Consider the following 17,368-nt stretch of genomic DNA (forward strand, 5'->3'; position numbering starts at 1 on the left):
AACATGCAACAGTCTTTTTTATTTTTATGATGTGGGGATGAGCCGGTCGTAGATAGGGGGATCTTTGTGATCATAAGAGAGACTTTGGCTAATGGAATTCGAATTGTGGCAGAATCAATTCCCCATGTACGCTCAGTAGCGCTTGGGATTTGGATTGGAGTCGGCTCAGAAAATGAGCCAAAAGAGCAAAATGGTATATCCCATTTTATGGAACACATGATGTTTAAAGGGACAAAAAAGCGAACAGCTCGTCAAATTGCTGAAGCCTTTGATGAAATTGGCGGGCATGTTAATGCTTTTACATCGAAAGAGATTACTTGTTATTATGCTAAAACATTGGATCAACATTTTCCTGTAGCCTTAGAGATTTTAGAAGACATGTTCTTTGAGTCCAACTTTGCTGAAGAAGAGATTGAAAAAGAGAAGAAAGTTGTCATTGAAGAGATTCGCATGGTTGAGGATACTCCTGATGATCTTGTTCATGATCTATTATCTGAAGTGTCATTAAGAAATCATCCGTTAAGTTATCCAGTTATAGGTACGGTGGAGAATGTCCAAAGCTTTACACGAACGGATTTAATTCGTTATAAAGAGGATTTCTATCGTCCGCAAAATGTAGTAATCTCGATTGCAGGAAATCTGCCATCTGATTTTCTGGAGCAAATCAAAGCTGTCTTTAGCAAACATAAAGGTGAAGATAACTCATCAAAGAGTAAGAAACCGCTTTTTACTCCCTATGTAAAAATAAAACAAAAGGCAACGGAGCAAACACACATGTGTATAGGGCTTTCAGGGCTTTCCGTTGCTGATGAACGAATTTATCACTTGGTTTTACTTAATAATGTGTTAGGCGGAAATATGAGTTCACGCTTATTTCAAGAGGTGCGTGAAGAGCGTGGGCTTGCTTATTCTGTTTATTCATATCATTCAGCTCATCGGGAAGCTGGGTTATTTGCTATTTATGCTGGAACCAAACATGGACAGGAAGAAGAAGTTTGTAAACTAATTCGAGAGATTTTGTACCAGGTAAGCGAGAATGGAATACTACCTTCAGAGCTAGCTAAGGCGAAGGAGCAGTTAAAAGCTAGTATGATGTTAGGACTGGAAAGTACCAATAATCGCATGAGTCGATTAGGGCGTAATGAGCTTCTTCTAAACAAACATCTTTCTTTAGATGAAGTTATCCAAAACGTAGAAAAGATTTCTCTGGCAGATGTTAATCAAGTAGCACAAGAGATCTTCTCTTCTCCAATGTCTCTAGCACTGATTTCACCTACGGGTGAAGTTCCAACTTCATTTAGGGGGCAGTCGATTGTTTAATGTGAAAATTCGTCAGCTATCTGGTAATGAAGATTTACCATTTTTGAAGCAGATGTCAGCAGGTTCAAGTGGGTTTGATCTGTATGCAGCGGTTCAAGAATCTTTAATCATTTTACCAGGCAAATGGAAGCTCATCCCTACTGGAGTCGCGATAGCTATGCCACAAGGGTTGGAAGCGCAAGTTCGACCACGGAGTGGTTTGGCATTAAAGCATGGGATTACTGTCTTAAACACACCAGGTACCATTGATGCTGATTACCGTGGGGAGATCGGAGTGATCCTACTTAATCTTGGTGAAGAGGCATATACTGTAGAGCGCGGACATCGAATAGCTCAGCTTGTCTTCCAACAAGTACCACCTGTTCAACTGGAATGGACAGACGAATTGGATCAAACTCTACGTGGAACAGGCGGTTTTGGTCATACTGGCAAATAGGAGAAGGGGGAATTTTGAAGATGTTAGAATCACTTCAAATTAGACGTTTAGAAGAAGATTTAGAACAACTTCGCTCTAAACTGATACAGTCGGTTAATGGAGAGTATTCAAGTCTCCTCGCCCCCCATGTCTTACCGCTTAGTCAACAATTGGATCAATATATTCTGGAATATTATCAGTTAAAAAGTCAACTTCAAACCCATTAACCATGTGGTACATGATTTGATGAAGCCGACCATTATAGTATCAAAGGTGGTAGGCTTTATTTTTTTATCCTTTATAAAAGAGTAAGGCTTATAGACCAAAATAATTATTTATGATTAGCATATTGCATAATTCGCTCCAAATCCTAGGCCATTTCTAGACGTAACCACAAATCGCTTTTGTGTAGGATTAACTTCAGACTGAGAAGGTTTTACTCAACAGAAAAGGAAAGCCACCATATAAGGAAATTGAGTAGGCAAGATCATTCATTTTTTTGGTATGATAACGCTGTTTATCCTCATATATTTGTACCACTTCCTCATTAAAGGAGTGGTACAAATATGAGATGGAGTGAATTCTTGAATAAAGAGTGTGTCGATTTGATCAGTGGGGAGAAATTAGGTAACTTTTCATATTCAGATTTAATCATTGATCCCTCTACAGGAAGCATCCAATCGATTTGTATGCCGATTCGAACCTCTTTTTTTAAAAAAAATATCACATCGCTAGAGTTAAGTTGGCACATGATTAGAAAAGTGGGACCTGAGATGGTTATTATTGACTCATCGATCGGAAAAACCGGTATGAGGTAATCGCTAAAGATCAGTAGGTAAAACGGGAACCGATTTAATTACCTATACATATGATGCAATTAGAGCAGCACAAAGAATGATTTGATTTGTATTACCGGTTAGGCTTCCGGGGAGAGGGGTCGGAATAGATGCTTACAGGCAAGCATGTGGTGTTCCTCGGTGGAGATGCCAGACAACTAGAAGTGATTAAAAGCTGTATTCAAATGAATGCAAAAGTGAGTTTAGTTGGATTTGATAATTTACAAAGTCATTTTAGTGGAATGATGCATAAAGAACTACATGCAGATACGTTTAAACAAGCGGATATCCTCGTTTTACCCATTGTGGGAACTGATGAAAAAGGCCAATTAAATAGTGTGTTTACTTCAAAAAAACTTGTTTTAACCAAAGAACATATGGAGTCCTTACCAAAGCATTGCATTGTTTATGCAGGAATCGCAGGAACTTATCTAAAAGATTTATGCCGCGCTCATCAAATTCAATTAATCCAGCTATTAGATCGTGATGATGTAGCCATATATAATTCGATTCCTACAGTTGAAGGTGCGATCATGATGGCGATTCAACACACGGACTTCACCATCCATCACTCCAATTGTATTGTTCTTGGATTAGGTAGAGTGGGCATGACTTTAGCAAGAATTTTAGCAGCGATGGGAGCGAAGGTGAAAGTAGGTGTACGGAGTTCAGCAGATATAGCAAGAGCTTTTGAAATGGGACTGCAACCTTTTGATATCGCTCATTTGGCCCAAAAAGTACAAGATGCGGACTTTATTTTTAATACAGTCCCGGCTTTGATTATGACTGCATCTGTACTTGCTCACGTTCCCCATGATGCAGTCATCATTGATCTGGCTTCGAAGCCGGGTGGCGTTGACTATCCATTTGCGGAGAAGCGAGGAATTAAGGCAATCCTTGCACCTAGTTTACCAGGAATAGTGGCACCAAAGACAGCTGGTAAAATTCTAGCTAAAACCATGACTAAACTTATGATGGAGGCAATTCATAAGGAGGGAGATCCTATTGAACTTTAATGGAAAAACCATCGGTTTTGGATTAACGGGATCTCACTGTACACATGATGAAGTGCTTCCTCAAATCAGTCGGCTAGTAGAGTTAGGTGCGAATGTCATTCCAGTGGTTTCGCATACAGTAGCAAACGTTGACAGTCGTTTTGGTAAAGCAGAAGCATGGATAGAGAAAATAAAGAACATAACTGGAAAAATGCCTCTGATGTCCATTCCAGAAACGGAACCGATTGGTCCTAAAAAAATGTTAGATTGTTTGGTTATAGCTCCTTGTACAGGAAATTCATTGGCAAGATTGGCTAATGCACTAACAGATGGTCCAGTATTAATGGCTGCTAAGGCTCAAATGCGTAATCATCGACCCGTGGTCATCGCGATTTCATCCAATGACGCGTTAGGATTAAATGCAGCCAATATCGCCAAACTTTTAGCCGCCAAAGATATATATTTTGTTCCTTTTGGTCAAGATAATCCACAAGGAAAACCCAAGTCGATGGTAGCAAGAATGGAGCTAATTCCAGAAACTTGTTTACAAGCAATCGAAGGTAAACAGTTGCAACCGCTTCTAGTTGAAAAATATCGCTACTTGACAACATAATAGAAAAGGAAGTTAAATTAGTAGAAACTAGTCCCCTATTCAAAACGATACAAAGGGGACTTCCTTATTATTTTGATGAAATATTGGGAGGGAACTGTATCATGGCTAATAAAACATACACGGTTGCAGTTGTAGGAGCTACTGGAGCAGTTGGAGAACAAATGTTAAAATTTCTAGAAGAACGACAATTTCCAGTGAAAGAATTACGTCCACTCTCTTCCGCGCGTTCTGCTGGAAGTACCATTCGCTTTCGTGGAGAAGATATCGTTGTTCAAGAAGCGTTACCAGAAGCTTTCGAAGGTGTCGATATTGCCTTGTTTAGTGCTGGGGGAAGTGTAAGTGAAAAATTAGCACCTGAAGCAGTAAAACGAGGTGCTGTAGTGATTGATAATACTAATGCATTCCGGATGCATCCAGATGTACCTCTTGTAGTCCCAGAAGTCAACAAGGAAGCGATTCGTCAGCACAAAGGAATTATTGCCAACCCTAATTGTTCAACCATTCAAATGGTAGTAGCTTTAAAACCATTGTATGATCGTTATGGTCTTGATCGGGTAATTGTATCGACTTATCAAGCGGTATCTGGCTCTGGATGGCAAGCAGCTATTGAATTACAAAAGCAAAGTCAAGCAGCCCTGAATGGAGATGAACTTCCACTCCAAGTCATGCCTGTCGGAAAATTAGATAAACACTATCCAATTGCCTTCAATGTACTTCCTCAATGCGATGTTGCCCAAGATAATGGTTTTACCTTAGAAGAAATGAAAATGGATAGAGAGACCCAAAAAATCTTCAATGATCATGAAATTAAAGTAACAGCTACTTGTGTACGTGTTCCGGTCTACCGAGGACATAGTGAATCTGTGTATGTTGAGTTAAAGAAAGACTTTGATCTAGAAGAGGTACGTACCCTTCTGAGTGAATCGTCTGGAATCATCGTAGAAGATCAGATTCAAGAACAAATTTACCCGATGCCTATTCATGTAGAAAACCGGACGGAAGTTTTTGTTGGTCGGATTCGTCGTGACTTACATCATCCACATGCCTTGAATCTATGGGTGGTTGCAGATAATCTATTAAAAGGAGCAGCAACCAACGCCATTCAAATTGCTGAAGCATTGATATCTGAAGAATAGAGATAGAGAAGGGATTCATCATGAGAATACTGGTACAAAAGTTTGGGGGAACTTCTGTAGCTACACCTGAGACACGTGATCGTGTTGTACATCATATTAAACAGGCGCTAGCAGAGGAATACCGATTAGTGATAGTCGTTTCCGCGATGGGAAGAAAAGGAGCGCCCTATGCCACGGATACTTTACTAAGTTTAGTTAGAGATCAAGGTGCAGGACTCCCCCCTCGTGAACTCGATTTGTTATTAAGTTGTGGGGAGCTTATTTCGGCAGCAACCCTTTCTGGCTTACTTCACCAGCAGGGGATTGAAAGTGTTGTATTGACTGGTGGACAAGCGGGAATTATTACCAATAACCAATTTACTAATGCTCAAATTATTAAGGTGAATCCAGAGCGGATCATAAGAGAGCTAGAAGAGAACAAAGTGGTGATTGTTACTGGCTTTCAAGGACAAACTCCGGATGGAGAAGTGACTACCCTCGGTCGAGGAGGTAGTGATACATCTGCTACAGCTTTAGGAGTGGCTCTACAAGCAAAATACGTAGATATTTTTACAGATGTTGAAGGTGTAATGACTGCTGATCCACGAATTGTCGAGGATGCAACTCCACTGGGCTATGTTACCTATTACGAAATGTGTAACTTAGCATTTCAAGGGGCGAAGGTAGTTCATCCACGGGCAGTAGAAATTGCCATGCAGACGAATGTTCCGATTCGTGTTCGGTCAACCATGTCTGACCATCCTGGAACGTTGGTCACCAATATAGTTGAAACGAATCAACTGGCTGGTGAAGTTCAGGACCGTTTAATCACAGGGATTACCCAGATGCCCTATGTTACACAGGTGAAAATCGCTATTTCACATGATGAATTTGATCTCCATCTCAAAGTATTTCAAGCGATGGCAGATCATGCAATTAGTGTGGACTTTATCAGTGTAAACCCAAGTGAGATTGCTTATACGGTCAAAGATGAGCAAGCGGAACAAGCAAAAGCGATTTTGTCTGAGTTAGGAATTGAGCCAGAGCTACACCATCATTGTGCTAAAGTTTCTACTGTGGGTGCTGGAATAGCGGGGATACCTGGAGTAATGGCTAAAATTGTTGAAGCTCTAACTGAGGAGGATATTCAGATCTTACAATCTGCAGATTCACATACGACGATCTGGGTTCTTGTCCGTGGAGAAGATATGATTAAAGCAGTTCGAGCGCTACACCGTAAATTTAACCTACATCGGTTAAATTACACCTAGGAAAGGAAGAAAGACTATGTTATTTGGACGCTTAATGACAGCAATGATTACACCTTTTACGAAAGACCATGCAATTGACTGGGTGAAGCAAGCAGAGGTGATCGACCATCTGATTACAACAGGTAATGATACGATCGTTGTAGCAGGAACGACTGCAGAATCCCCCAATCTTTCGCATGATGAGAAGTTACAGTTATTTCAATTTACTCTTGAGAAAGTAGCTGGTCGGGTTAAAGTAATTGCTGGTACAGGCAGTAATAATACGACACAGACGATCCAACTAACAAAAGAAGCAGAGGCATTGGGTGTAGATGGTGTCATGTTAGTTGCCCCCTTCTATAACAAGCCTTCACAAGAGGGACTATTTCAGCACTTTAAAACAGTAGCAGAAGCAACAAAGTTGCCCATCATGCTATATAATGTTCCAGGTCGTACAGGGGTGAATATGACCGCTGAAACAATGGCGCGCTTGGCTGAGCTAGAAAATGTCGTAGCAATTAAAGAAGCAAGTGGAAATCTATCCCAAATTGCTAATCTCATTTCAATGGTTCCAGACGATATAGCTGTATACAGTGGTGATGATGCACTTACCCTTCCTATTCTCTCAGTAGGAGGAGCAGGAGTGGTCAGCGTAGCTAGCCATGTACTGGGACGAGAAATAAAAGAAACGATAGAGGCCTATTTTGCAGGAAATGTAGCTCATGCAGCTCGGTTATTTCGGAAATACTTACCAGTTTTTGAAGGGATATTTTTTACTTCTAGCCCTGTACCAATCAAATATGCTTTATCGAAAAAAGGTCTTTGTGAGCCAACGGTTCGTCTCCCACTCGTTGAGCTTGATGAGCAACAAGTGGTGCAAGCACAGTCTTGGTTACAGTTAATTCCATAATTCATGCTTATATCTTATACGCCTGTTTACTCGAAGGCACAGAGTATGCGGGCGTATTATTTATGAAGCCTGTTACATCCTAGATCATGCTTTTGTGTATGATTGACTTTTTTATTCGATAATGTCTAAATAGGGATACTATTCAAAAACTTACTCTATTGGATTTTAGGCTACCACGAAAGGTTCATTTCATGTAAACTTCAGAGAGATTGACATCTTATTCAGCCGTTCATCTTTTTTTGTGCAACATGCTTTTCAGAATGTAAACATAATCAGATATCTTATGGTAAATATTTTTTCATTCGGAGTCGGAAAATGATCAATCAGATGATACAATGGTTTGATGAATGGGGAATGTGGGCAATACCAGGAAGCTTACTACTTAATATCGTGATCAATGTCATAGGCGTTGTTCCTTCCGTAATGGTAACAGGAATCAACGTAATGATGTGGGGTCCCTTGATGGGAGGGATTCTTTCTTGGATTGGAGAAATTTTGGGGTCAATAACTGCTCTTTGGCTTTATCGCCTAGGTATTCGCTCATTTAAGAAAATGAATTCGAAACAATGGCGATGGATTGAATCATTAAATCGATGGCCACGAAAAAAGCAATTTCTCTCCCTTCTTGCAGCTCGTATTACTCCCTTTATTCCCTCCATGATTGTAAACTTAGCAGGTGCTTTTACAAATGTACGTATGATGGACTTTATAATCACAACAGCAATCGGTAAGATTCCTTCGATTTCATTAGAAGTACTGGTAAGCTATGATTTTTTACATATCAGTGAGAATTATATACGTTTGATTCTAATTTTAATAGGTATGGGGCTAGTTTATTTTGTGATCAAAGTCCCTAGCAAAAATAAAAGTAAATAAATGATGACTATAAACCGACCCTAAAAATAAGAGAGGTCGGTTTATTCATTAAAGATTGTGCGGTTTGGGTTAGAATAGGTTTATGGATCATCTTTACCATCAGAATCATCTCTTACGTCAATTTTACGTGGTTGACGTGTTTGATCTTTAGGAACATAAATGTAGAGAATACCCCGTTTGTGCTCAGCAGTGATCATGTCAGTCGATGCATTTTGTGGCAATGTGATTGATCGACTAAATGACCCATAACGACTTTCGATGACATGCATTTTATTTTCTTCTTTTTTTTCTTCAATCCGTTTTTCCCCAGATATCGTTATGACTAGATCCTGAATCTCAACGTGTACATCCTTTGTTGAAATCCCAGGTAATTCAGCCTCAATAACGTATCGTTCTGGTTCTTCTCGTAAATTGATAGGGGGTATTAAAGATGTACTCTCTTTAAGAATAGAATCATCAAAAAAGCGCTGAAAAGTACGATTGAGTTCATCACGAAGTTGCGAAAGTGGATAGCGAAAACGGTCGGATCGTTCGATAAAGCTCATCAGACAACCTCCTTATGACTTAGTATAAGCAAGTTACTTTTTTATACTCTTCATGACTTAGGAAAATATTTCGCTAAAACTGGTTGCATATTTAAAATTTAATCGTATATAATGGAACCAAGTGAGATTTGTGCGGTTAGGGTGAACAATCAACTTTATATAGGAGGTTAGTTTTTTGAACAAAAACCAACGAGGCAAATTGTTGATTTTTGCTCTCGGTGGGTTGGATGAAATCGGAAAAAATATGTATGTTGTCCAATATGGGAATGATATAGTTGTGATCGACGCGGGTCTAAAATTCCCTGAGGAAGACATGTTAGGTATCGATATTGTTATCCCAGATATTAGCTATTTAGTTGAGAACCAAGAAAAGGTACGCGGAATTATTTTAACACATGGACATGAAGATCATATTGGTGGGCTTCCTTATATTTTAAAACAGCTTAAAGTGCCTATATATGCTACGAAGCTAACGATGGGCTTAATTGAACATAAATTAAAAGAAGCTCACATTCTAAACGAAGTGAAACGGTATATAATCAGCAACCAATCGGAAATTACCTTAGGTTCTATGAAAGCAACGTTTTTCAATACAAATCATAGCATACCTGACTCAGTTGGCGTGTGTGTTCAAACTCCAGAAGGGGCGGTTGTACATACGGGGGACTTTAAATTTGATATGACTCCTGTCAATGGACATCTGGCCGATATGCATAAAATGGCTGAAATTGGTAAAAAAGGTGTTTTATGTCTGTTATCGGATAGTACGAATGCTGAACGGAGTGGATTTACTGGTTCGGAGAGTACAGTAGGAGAGGGAATCCAAGAAGTATTCCGTAAAGCCAAGCAACGGGTGATTGTAGCTACTTTTGCTTCTAATATTCACCGTATACAGCAAGTTGTAGATGCTTGTCATATTTATGGGCGAAAACTGGCAGTAGTAGGGCGTAGTATGGTTAATGTGGTAAATATTGCCTCAGAACTGGGATATTTGAACATTCCTAAAGATCTCCTTATTGAGCCAGATGATATCAATCGATTACCCGCACATAAAGTGGCTGTAATCTCTACAGGTAGTCAAGGGGAAAGTATGTCAGCGTTGAATCGAATGGCCAATGCTTCACACCGCAAAGTAGAGATTTTACCAGGTGATACGGTAATTATTGCAGCTACTCCAATCCCAGGTAATGAAAAAATGATTGGTCGTATCGTTAATCAACTCTTCCGTATTGGTGCTGATGTTGTTTATAGTACTACTTCACATGTTCACGTGTCTGGTCATGGTTCTCAAGAAGATCTCAAGCTAATGCTAAATCTGATAAAACCACGTTATTTTATTCCGATTCATGGCGAGTATCGTATGTTACTAGCTCATGCCCAACTAGCCGAATCAGTCGGGGTTCGACCTGAAAATATATTTATCTGCGATAATGGAGATAGTTTAGAGATTTCAAATGGAAAAGCAAGATATGGTCCGAAAATTTCTACAGGTAAAGTATTAATTGACGGATTAGGTGTTGGTGATGTTGGAAATATTGTTTTAAGAGACCGCAAATTATTATCTCAAGATGGAATTTTAGTAGTTGTAGTCACCCTAAGTAAAACCAATGGAACGATTCTATCCGGACCTGATATTATCTCACGGGGCTTTGTATATGTCCGGGAGTCGGAACAGTTGTTAGACGATGCTACGCAAGTCGTCAATCAAACAATGGAAAGATGTATGAAAGAGCAAGTAAGCGAATGGGCTTCACTGAAAACAAGTATTCGCGATTCATTAAGTAAATTCTTATATGAACGGACACGTCGTCGTCCAATGATCTTACCAATTATCATGGAAGTGTAGTTGGTAGTTGGTTTTTAGATGCCGCAATCCCTTAATATGAAAGGGGTTGTGGCTTCTATGTTTCATCAAGGCTGGAGAATGCTAACATTTTGCTAACCTTTAGTCTGCTAAAGCGATTGTTTCGTATTGATCAAGTTAATAGCTTCATCTAATTTGTCGGCTGCCTGTTGTTGCATAGTTGGCGTAACATGGCTATAGGTATCCATCGTAATGGAAATACTCGAATGCCTCAATCTTTCTGCAACCACTTTTGGATTTTCACCAAGAAGCAACAGCAGAGTAGCATGGGTGTGACGAAGCGCATGGAATTTTATTTTTGGGAAATTGTATTTTTCAATGACATAATTTAAATCTCGGTTCAGATCGCCTAGATCAAGAGGTTTACCTACGTTGTTACATACGACTAGATCAAAATCCTGAAATCCTTTGCCAAGGCGCAATAATGGGATTAAACATTTAGGAAATTTAGCTGGTTCATTGTTGCCGGCAGATGTTTATGCGCGTTTTTTGCGGCAAGAAGGGGAAGAAGTGCTTTTTATTTGTGCAACGGATGAACATGGTACACCAGCAGAATTGTCTGCTTAGCGGCTGGTCTGGACGTTGAAGAATATTGCAAACAGATGCACAATGTACAAGCCGAGATTTATCAGCGATTTGGTTTATCATTTGACCATTTTGGAAGAAGTTCATCAGAACAAAACCGAGAGATAACCCAGTATTTTTATCGTAAACTCGAAGAAAATGGATTTATTGAAGAAAAAATATTCAGCAGATTTATTCGGAAGAATCGGAAGAAGATGGCCGTTTTTTGCCAGATCGTTATGTGCAAGGGACATGTCCTAAATGTGGTTATGAAGCTGCACGTGGAGATCAGTGTGAAAATTGTACATCTGTTCTTGAACCGACTGAATTGTTGAATCCACGATCTGCTTTGTCAGGTAGCACCAATCTAGAAGTTCGGTCAACAAAGCATCTTTTTTTACGATTAGATTTATTAAGTAAAGAAATACAGGATTGGGTTCAGTCGCAAGAGAATTGGCCAAAGTTGACAAAATCAATTACTATGAAATGGATTAACGAGGGTTTACAACCACGAGGTATTACCCGTGATTTAACTTGGGGAGTTCCTGTACCGAAAGCTGGTTTTGAAAATAAAGTTTTTTATGTATGGTTTGATGCCCCCATTGAATATGTAGGCGGAACAAAGGAATGGTCTGATCAGAAACCAGATGAGCGAAATTGGAAAGAATGGTGGTATGATCAGCAAGATGTTATTTATACTCAATTTATGGCAAAGGACAATGTGCCATTTCATTCCGTTTTTTGGCCAGCAACAATTTTAGGAACTCGTGAACCTTGGACACAAGCAACACAAATTAAAAGTTTTAATTGGTTAGTTTACTATGGAGGCAAGTTTTCAACAAGTCAAAAACGAGGGGTCTTTATGGATCAAGCATTAGAAATATTGCCTCCTAATTATTGGCGTTACTATTTAATTGCGCAATCCCCAGAAACGACTGATTCGAATTTTACGTGGGAAATCTTTGCAAGTATGATAAACAAAGATTTAGTTGGTGCTTATGGAAACTTCATCAACCTTACATTGAAGCTAACTGCTTCTAAATTTGGAACGGCTATTCCAGCACAAGGAGAATGGACAGAAATAGAAGAACGTTTACAAGAAAAATGTATTGAGTTAATGAAAGAGTATCGTTCTTTATTCGAAAAATTGGATCTTCGTAAAGCAATATCGACTTTACGTGAGTTATGGACGCAAGGGAATCTATATTTAGACGAAAGAGCCCAATGGAGTTTAATACATACAGATCGTGAAGCGGCTGGGATGGTTTTACGAACAGCAATCAATTTAATTCGCGTGTTCTCAATCGCAGCGAGATCTCTGATTCCCTTCACCACTGATAAAGTGTTTAATTCTTAGAATTTAGACCCCAAAGAAGCTGATATTCCATTTGTTGAAGCGGTAGATTTAAAATACCTTAAGGGTGATCATCCATTTGAAGTTCCTGACCTTTTGTTTCAACGTATTGATGATGAAGCCATAGCAAAATATCAACATAAATTTGGTGAACCCAATTGAACAAAGGAAACGTTTAGAGAATTAAATACGAGCGGAGATGAAGAATCAATGGAGATGGATGAGGATTATGTCACAGCAATGGAATACGGAATGTCGCCGATTTCTCGTTGGGGATTTGGGATAGAACGAATGATTAAAATGTTGACGAGTTGTGACAATTAAAGATACTGTACTATTCCCGATTACAAGGCTGAAACAGTCTGAATAAAAACGTTGATGGATGTCTAGTTTTATTAGGCATCCTTTAATCTTAGGAGATGGAAAGGAACAGATGAATCCCACAAGAGCAGAAGAGAATTCCCATACTTTTTAGCTTACATGAACCTTATTTTGAGGAAATCAAAAGTGGGATCAAACGTTATGAATATCGGAAGCGTTATGTAGAACAACCATCAATCGTATATATCTACTGTACAAGCCCAGTAAAAGCAGTGAAGGGAATTGTTTTATTTGATACTCCTATCATAGGTCCTCCTGAATTAATAAGCGAAATTTCAGAGAAGGAAACAGGTGAGGGAGCTCTGACTGCTGAGTATTTAAAAGGAAAGAAAAAGGGTTATGCAATACCTGTAGAGTCTTGGAAGGAAATAGAGTCGATTTCCTTAGAAGAATTACGAGATCAAGTATCAGGTTTTGTGCCTCCTCAATCGTACTATCGATTAGACAACAAACCAGAATTGTTGGAGTATCTGGAATCCAAAAGAATTGTTGGTTTAACAAAATAAACAATATAGCTATTTCTTTCATCGTGGGCGTATGCTCGCGTTTTTTATATTTATTATAATCAAGACTAAAAATACTAAATGCAGAGTGATTATAGCAATAGCTGCAAAATGTGCTGTTGTGTTAAAACAAAGTAAGGTTTTAGTTTTAAAGAAAACAGTAGAAGAAATGAACGGAGACTTCTCAAAAAGTAGTTACGATCTCCTTGGAGGGCGTGTCAGATATGGAGAAGAGGTTGAAGAAGCACTAAGACGTGAACTTCTAGAGGAAGCCGGGATTACATGTGAGAAATTTAACTTAATAACAACTTGGCCTGTTATTCGTTCTGATGGTTTACAGATTCATATTTTTCTATACAGAGCTGATTTTAAAGGTGGGGTAATTACCTTGAGTTCAGAACATGATGATTATCAATGGATCAGTTTACAAGATGGGGCTACATCATCTCATCCGAAATGGATTACAAGGTCAATTTCTTTGGCTTTGGAAAGTTAAGATTACTGCAATTATCCACAGCCTTAGGTTAATTTGAGTAGTTTCCATCTACAACAAAAAAAGGGGATTGTTTTAAAAGATGAGGTCTTATGCTGTAATTACAGATATCCATGGCAATTATCCGGCTTTAGCAACAGTGTTGAAAGAGATCGCTAAACTATCAGTGGACCAAATTTTTTGCTTAGGCGATATGATTGGCATCGGTCCTTACTCGAATGAGGTATTGGAAACGGTATTTTCTCTTGACAACATAACGATCATTACTGGAAATCATGACGAAGCAGTATACGCACTAGTAAATAATCAACCTTATCCTGTAAGTCATTTAAAAGAAAAAGAACACCATCGATGGATTGCAGATCAACTATCTGTTGAGCATGCACACCACCTTTCAAAATTGCCTCGCTGGGCTTCAATCGAAAATTCTAGCATCCATCTGGTTCACTTTCATCTACAAAAACAGAAAGAATATGCTCACATTAGTGAAAATCCTTATACTTCAACGGGAAAGGCGTATCCAGTACCCGAAATAGATATGAAAAAAATTTTTCAGGATTATACAAATCACGCTCTAGTACTGTTTGGACATGTTCACGACACATATCAATTTTCTATTGGTCAAACTTTGTTTTTCAATCCTGGCTCATTAGGCTGTAATCATCAACCGTATGCACGCTTTGGGCTTGTAAAGATAAATGATCAAAACGTTCAAGCTGATTTTCAAGCTGTTTGGTATGATAAAGATGAATATGTTCGGTCAATACAAGCCATACAGTATCCAGATTATCAATTAATCCTACAAATATTCTTTGGGGTGTAACAAAGGTATTTATCAATATTTACCAAGAAGCGCGAACCTCATGATCTGGTTAGACCCTAGGAGGCTCGCACCCCAGATGTGGCATGGGTTTTCACGAATTTCAGCCGAAAATGTGGAGATGAAAAAGGATGATAAAGTGGGGTTCGCGTTTCAGGTATGTAGGAGCCAGTGGAAGCAGGGGTTAGCGACACGAGCTGTTGCATCAAAGCAGAGTTCTGCTATTGAGTTGAAATAACGTTTTGGTTTTAAACCTCCAATCGGCTCGGTTGCATCGAAGCAGGGCACTGCAATTGAGTTGAAACAGTATTGACTAATTACCGGTAAATGTTTGGTGGCGAGGTGATCAATCCGATTAACAACATGCTAACATTTTTGCTAACGCACTATTGATCATTAGGGTGAACACGGTGCTTTTTAGGGAGGTATCAGCTTTCACTATATGCGATAGAATCAACGTTTTGACATAGTGGTTAATTAGAGGCTCCAGCCTCAATGAAAATGGAAGTGTAGTTGGTATACCCTAAACTTAAGCCGTTAACCCTTGACTCGTCAGGGGTTGCGGCTTTCTTGTTTTTTGGAGAAGAGTATTTGGTAACATTTTGGTAACCTTTATTAAAATAAATTCATGGAGATGCTCATTTATGGAATTTTTTATATCCTGTAGAAAATGTGGTATTTTGTCGCCTTGTTGATTGGCAAACATGGGATATTAATATCGGTACTGAAGATTTGTCTCATATGATTGCATTACATTGATTTCCTAAACGTAGAGCATTATATGAAGAGGATTTAATTCGTAGACATCATAGGAAGCTAATAAAGAATGGAGTAAAAAACTATAGCCTAAGTGAACTATGGGTTGATTATCGATTGTCTGTTATTCGAAAAATTTTTTTGCCAGTCAGACAATGGCATAGTGGAGAAATATCTCCTCAGATATGGTGGAATCATCTTGAAAAAATTTTTTTAGCTTTCGATGATTTACACTGTTTGACGTGATTAGAGCAGAAATTAATTTAACCAAAAAAAACACCTCCTGAAATGTATTATCAAATTCGGAGGTGTTTTTTTTGAACAAGTTAGTAATCCAGTATTATGTGATAGTAAACGATTTTTGTACTAAAATCGTATTTTTTCTTCAAGAAAAGTTTTTAATTCGCTAATCGGTATCCGTATTTGTTCCATTGTATCCCGATCCCGTATGGTAACTTGACCATCTTGCTCAGAGTCAAAATCATATGTAATACAGAATGTATTCTATCTGTTTTGCTGTTGGGGCAATTATAGTATTAAAAACAATTTTGTCATGGTTATTCAAAAGAAAATCAGTAAAAATATTTTTATTACATATCTCTTATCATTGTAGAATTTTATATATTGATTGGATATTATTAACATATCGATTAATACGACTACAAAAGAAAAATTACAAACCCATGAGATTGGTCCGAACAAAAAAATAATAAAGGATAATATGAAGTATATGTTTTTTAATTGACACGTCCTTATATTCTCTCCCTTCCTAATTCAAAATAATAAGCTCATCTATTATATTTAGCTAAGCTTATTATTTTGAATGTTAATCTAAAAAGTGGACATAGAGAATTGAGAATGACAAATAAAGTCAAATTTAATTGAGGTGTCCATTATGAATAAAAATATGATATAGAATTCTATGAAAAAATAGTCCAAAATATCCTAGAAATCGGAAAATCAATCGCTCAAATAGCCCGAAACCTTGGTATATTAGATAAAACCCTCTACTACTGGGTAAGGTAATAAACAAACTATCCAAATAAAACTAGCTATGGCTTCTTCCGTCTAGGGCTAATTTTTATTTTTCTTCTCTAACTGTGTAAGATGAGATTCTCCCTATGATTTTTATCAAAAATAACCCCTTCATTCATCGTGCTTAGTTTCACTCCTTTGAGATTTTCCCATTAAGCCATAGTAAAAAAGTCGATTGATCTCCTGAAGTATTCCCTGATTTGTATAAGAAAAAAGTTCTGGTTGAGCTAATGCCTCTTTAAATATCTGAATGTAAAACAAAATCGCCTCCATTGAAATAGATGGGTCTATATACCCTTCTTTCTTTCCTAAATCAATCATTTTTCTAAAAAAGGGAATCGTTTTCTCTCTATAAAAATCCTCAATGAATGCTCGAAAAGCTGAATCGTTCACGTTAGCACGAATAAAGTCAAAATTTAGCTCTTTCACTGTATTAGGATGATCAAATATAATTTTCTCCATTTTATTCGGAAATGGAAGATTCTCCTCTAATATTTTTTCGTATGTTTCCATCGTTTTGTTCATTAAATTAACCATTACACTTCTAATAAGCACTTCTTTGTTTCCGAAATAATTATAAATAGTTACTGGTGAGACTCTTGCCTTCTTAGCTATTTCATTTATACTAACCTTTTCTACTCCATATGTAGAAAATAGTTCGGATGAAGCTCTAATGATTTGTTCTTTCTTCTTTTCTGTACGAAGTTGATATCCATCCATTAT

The 17,368-nt window shown here is 38.1% G+C and carries 21 protein-coding genes and 2 pseudogenes; 19 read left to right on the forward strand and 4 right to left on the reverse strand.

The annotated features are described in order from the left end of the window. The first annotated feature begins 66 nt into the window (after positions 1 to 66). The 10 genes from DL897_RS04920 (at position 67) to DL897_RS04965 (ending at position 8,330) form a co-directional block, all read left to right on the forward strand. Positions 67 to 1,320, forward strand: coding sequence for a M16 family metallopeptidase (locus tag DL897_RS04920; RefSeq protein ID WP_113658025.1), 1,254 nt, complete (start codon positions 67 to 69; stop codon positions 1,318 to 1,320). Further along, on the forward strand, positions 1,313 to 1,756 hold the full coding sequence (dut, locus tag DL897_RS04925; RefSeq protein WP_113658026.1) for a dUTP diphosphatase: 444 nt from the start codon (positions 1,313 to 1,315) through the stop codon (positions 1,754 to 1,756). The genes DL897_RS04920 and dut overlap by 8 nt, the downstream gene beginning before the upstream one ends. Before the next feature lie 20 nt (positions 1,757 to 1,776). Beyond that, complete coding sequence (locus tag DL897_RS04930; RefSeq protein ID WP_168188647.1) at positions 1,777 to 1,962, forward strand: aspartyl-phosphate phosphatase Spo0E family protein; 186 nt, start codon at positions 1,777 to 1,779, stop codon at positions 1,960 to 1,962. A gap of 339 nt (positions 1,963 to 2,301) precedes the next feature. After that, positions 2,302 to 2,553 (forward strand): YlmC/YmxH family sporulation protein, encoded by a 252-nt coding sequence (locus tag DL897_RS04935; RefSeq protein ID WP_113658028.1) that lies wholly within the window; start codon positions 2,302 to 2,304, stop codon positions 2,551 to 2,553. Between the two features lie 128 nt (positions 2,554 to 2,681). Then, positions 2,682 to 3,587 carry a dipicolinate synthase subunit DpsA gene (gene dpsA, locus DL897_RS04940; RefSeq protein ID WP_113658029.1) on the forward strand — a complete coding sequence of 302 codons (906 nt, stop codon included), beginning with the start codon at positions 2,682 to 2,684 and terminating at the stop codon, positions 3,585 to 3,587. After that, the gene (locus tag DL897_RS04945) at positions 3,577 to 4,179 is read left to right on the forward strand and encodes a dipicolinate synthase subunit B (protein ID WP_113658030.1); all 603 of its coding nucleotides are present in this window, start codon (positions 3,577 to 3,579) and stop codon (positions 4,177 to 4,179) included. The genes dpsA and DL897_RS04945 overlap by 11 nt, the downstream gene beginning before the upstream one ends. 101 nt (positions 4,180 to 4,280) lie before the next feature. Further along, positions 4,281 to 5,315, forward strand: a complete 1,035-nt coding sequence (locus DL897_RS04950; RefSeq protein WP_113658031.1) for an aspartate-semialdehyde dehydrogenase — start codon at positions 4,281 to 4,283, stop codon at positions 5,313 to 5,315. A 20-nt stretch (positions 5,316 to 5,335) separates the two neighbouring features. Next, the gene (gene dapG, locus DL897_RS04955; RefSeq protein ID WP_113658032.1) at positions 5,336 to 6,565 is read left to right on the forward strand and encodes an aspartate kinase; all 1,230 of its coding nucleotides are present in this window, start codon (positions 5,336 to 5,338) and stop codon (positions 6,563 to 6,565) included. A gap of 16 nt (positions 6,566 to 6,581) precedes the next feature. Next, positions 6,582 to 7,454 (forward strand): 4-hydroxy-tetrahydrodipicolinate synthase, encoded by an 873-nt coding sequence (dapA, locus tag DL897_RS04960; protein ID WP_113658033.1) that lies wholly within the window; start codon positions 6,582 to 6,584, stop codon positions 7,452 to 7,454. A gap of 315 nt (positions 7,455 to 7,769) precedes the next feature. Then, positions 7,770 to 8,330 carry a TVP38/TMEM64 family protein gene (locus DL897_RS04965; RefSeq protein WP_113658034.1) on the forward strand — a complete coding sequence of 187 codons (561 nt, stop codon included), beginning with the start codon at positions 7,770 to 7,772 and terminating at the stop codon, positions 8,328 to 8,330. An 80-nt stretch (positions 8,331 to 8,410) separates the two neighbouring features. Here the strand turns inward: DL897_RS04965 and DL897_RS04970 are convergent, their stop codons facing one another. Next, entirely contained in the window at positions 8,411 to 8,875 is a 465-nt protein-coding gene (locus DL897_RS04970; protein ID WP_113658035.1) for an Hsp20/alpha crystallin family protein, read from the reverse strand. 175 nt (positions 8,876 to 9,050) lie between these two features. On the opposite strand from DL897_RS04970, the gene DL897_RS04975 reads away from it, so the two are divergent. Next, complete coding sequence (locus DL897_RS04975; RefSeq protein WP_113658036.1) at positions 9,051 to 10,721, forward strand: ribonuclease J; 1,671 nt, start codon at positions 9,051 to 9,053, stop codon at positions 10,719 to 10,721. Positions 10,722 to 10,828: 107 nt separating this feature from the next. Here the strand turns inward: DL897_RS04975 and DL897_RS04980 are convergent, their stop codons facing one another. Beyond that, positions 10,829 to 11,161 (reverse strand): tyrosine-type recombinase/integrase, encoded by a 333-nt coding sequence (locus DL897_RS04980; protein WP_168188648.1) that lies wholly within the window; start codon positions 11,159 to 11,161, stop codon positions 10,829 to 10,831. Between DL897_RS04980 and DL897_RS18810 the strand changes: the two genes are divergently transcribed. The 7 genes and pseudogenes from DL897_RS18810 to DL897_RS18145 all read left to right on the forward strand — a co-directional run bounded on the left by DL897_RS18810 (position 11,148) and on the right by DL897_RS18145 (position 15,092). Further along, complete coding sequence (locus DL897_RS18810; protein ID WP_276308554.1) at positions 11,148 to 11,306, forward strand: class I tRNA ligase family protein; 159 nt, start codon at positions 11,148 to 11,150, stop codon at positions 11,304 to 11,306. The two genes, DL897_RS04980 and DL897_RS18810, sit on opposite strands and share 14 nt — an antisense overlap. A 35-nt stretch (positions 11,307 to 11,341) precedes the next feature. Further along, positions 11,342 to 12,819, forward strand: a pseudogene (metG, locus tag DL897_RS04985) (methionine--tRNA ligase). A 48-nt stretch (positions 12,820 to 12,867) separates the two neighbouring features. Further along, entirely contained in the window at positions 12,868 to 12,981 is a 114-nt protein-coding gene (locus tag DL897_RS04990; protein ID WP_240627272.1) for an amino acid--tRNA ligase-related protein, read from the forward strand. A 140-nt stretch (positions 12,982 to 13,121) separates the two neighbouring features. After that, positions 13,122 to 13,544: an ASCH domain-containing protein gene (locus tag DL897_RS04995; RefSeq protein ID WP_276308560.1), complete on the forward strand. Its 423-nt coding sequence runs from the start codon at positions 13,122 to 13,124 to the stop codon at positions 13,542 to 13,544. 85 nt (positions 13,545 to 13,629) lie between these two features. Then, positions 13,630 to 14,037, forward strand: coding sequence for an NUDIX domain-containing protein (locus DL897_RS05000; RefSeq protein ID WP_168188649.1), 408 nt, complete (start codon positions 13,630 to 13,632; stop codon positions 14,035 to 14,037). A 79-nt stretch (positions 14,038 to 14,116) separates the two neighbouring features. Beyond that, positions 14,117 to 14,857 (forward strand): metallophosphoesterase family protein, encoded by a 741-nt coding sequence (locus tag DL897_RS05005; protein ID WP_113658040.1) that lies wholly within the window; start codon positions 14,117 to 14,119, stop codon positions 14,855 to 14,857. 76 nt (positions 14,858 to 14,933) lie between these two features. After that, a complete protein-coding gene (locus DL897_RS18145) occupies positions 14,934 to 15,092 on the forward strand; it encodes a hypothetical protein (protein ID WP_168188650.1) in 159 nt (52 codons plus the stop codon). Between the two features lie 884 nt (positions 15,093 to 15,976). Here DL897_RS18145 and DL897_RS05010 read toward each other — a convergent pair. After that, positions 15,977 to 16,108, reverse strand: a pseudogene (locus DL897_RS05010) (His/Gly/Thr/Pro-type tRNA ligase C-terminal domain-containing protein); the annotation flags it as partial. Positions 16,109 to 16,522: 414 nt separating this feature from the next. Here DL897_RS05010 and DL897_RS18990 point away from each other — a divergent pair. After that, positions 16,523 to 16,636, forward strand: a complete 114-nt coding sequence (locus DL897_RS18990; RefSeq protein WP_113658168.1) for a transposase — start codon at positions 16,523 to 16,525, stop codon at positions 16,634 to 16,636. A 120-nt stretch (positions 16,637 to 16,756) separates the two neighbouring features. Here the strand turns inward: DL897_RS18990 and DL897_RS05020 are convergent, their stop codons facing one another. Continuing rightward, positions 16,757 to 17,365: a TetR/AcrR family transcriptional regulator gene (locus DL897_RS05020; RefSeq protein WP_113658041.1), complete on the reverse strand. Its 609-nt coding sequence runs from the start codon at positions 17,363 to 17,365 to the stop codon at positions 16,757 to 16,759. Between the last annotated feature and the right edge of the window lie 3 nt (positions 17,366 to 17,368).

The organism is Thermoflavimicrobium daqui, from assembly GCF_003313465.1.
Taxonomy (GTDB): Bacteria; Bacillota; Bacilli; order Thermoactinomycetales; family Thermoactinomycetaceae; genus Thermoflavimicrobium; species Thermoflavimicrobium daqui.

Coding starts and splice junctions, on each gene's coding strand:
- DL897_RS04930 (WP_168188647.1), top strand. CDS start 1,777: ATGTTAGAATCACTTCAAATTAGACGTTTAGAAGAAGATTTAGAACAA.
- DL897_RS04935 (WP_113658028.1), top strand. CDS start 2,302: ATGAGATGGAGTGAATTCTTGAATAAAGAGTGTGTCGATTTGATCAGT.
- dpsA (WP_113658029.1), top strand. CDS start 2,682: ATGCTTACAGGCAAGCATGTGGTGTTCCTCGGTGGAGATGCCAGACAA.
- DL897_RS04950 (WP_113658031.1), top strand. CDS start 4,281: ATGGCTAATAAAACATACACGGTTGCAGTTGTAGGAGCTACTGGAGCA.
- dapG (WP_113658032.1), top strand. CDS start 5,336: ATGAGAATACTGGTACAAAAGTTTGGGGGAACTTCTGTAGCTACACCT.
- dapA (WP_113658033.1), top strand. CDS start 6,582: ATGTTATTTGGACGCTTAATGACAGCAATGATTACACCTTTTACGAAA.
- DL897_RS04965 (WP_113658034.1), top strand. CDS start 7,770: ATGATCAATCAGATGATACAATGGTTTGATGAATGGGGAATGTGGGCA.
- DL897_RS04970 (WP_113658035.1), bottom strand. CDS start 8,875: ATGAGCTTTATCGAACGATCCGACCGTTTTCGCTATCCACTTTCGCAA.
- DL897_RS04990 (WP_240627272.1), top strand. CDS start 12,868: ATGGAGATGGATGAGGATTATGTCACAGCAATGGAATACGGAATGTCG.
- DL897_RS05005 (WP_113658040.1), top strand. CDS start 14,117: ATGAGGTCTTATGCTGTAATTACAGATATCCATGGCAATTATCCGGCT.
- DL897_RS18145 (WP_168188650.1), top strand. CDS start 14,934: ATGTGGCATGGGTTTTCACGAATTTCAGCCGAAAATGTGGAGATGAAA.
- DL897_RS05020 (WP_113658041.1), bottom strand. CDS start 17,365: ATGGATGGATATCAACTTCGTACAGAAAAGAAGAAAGAACAAATCATT.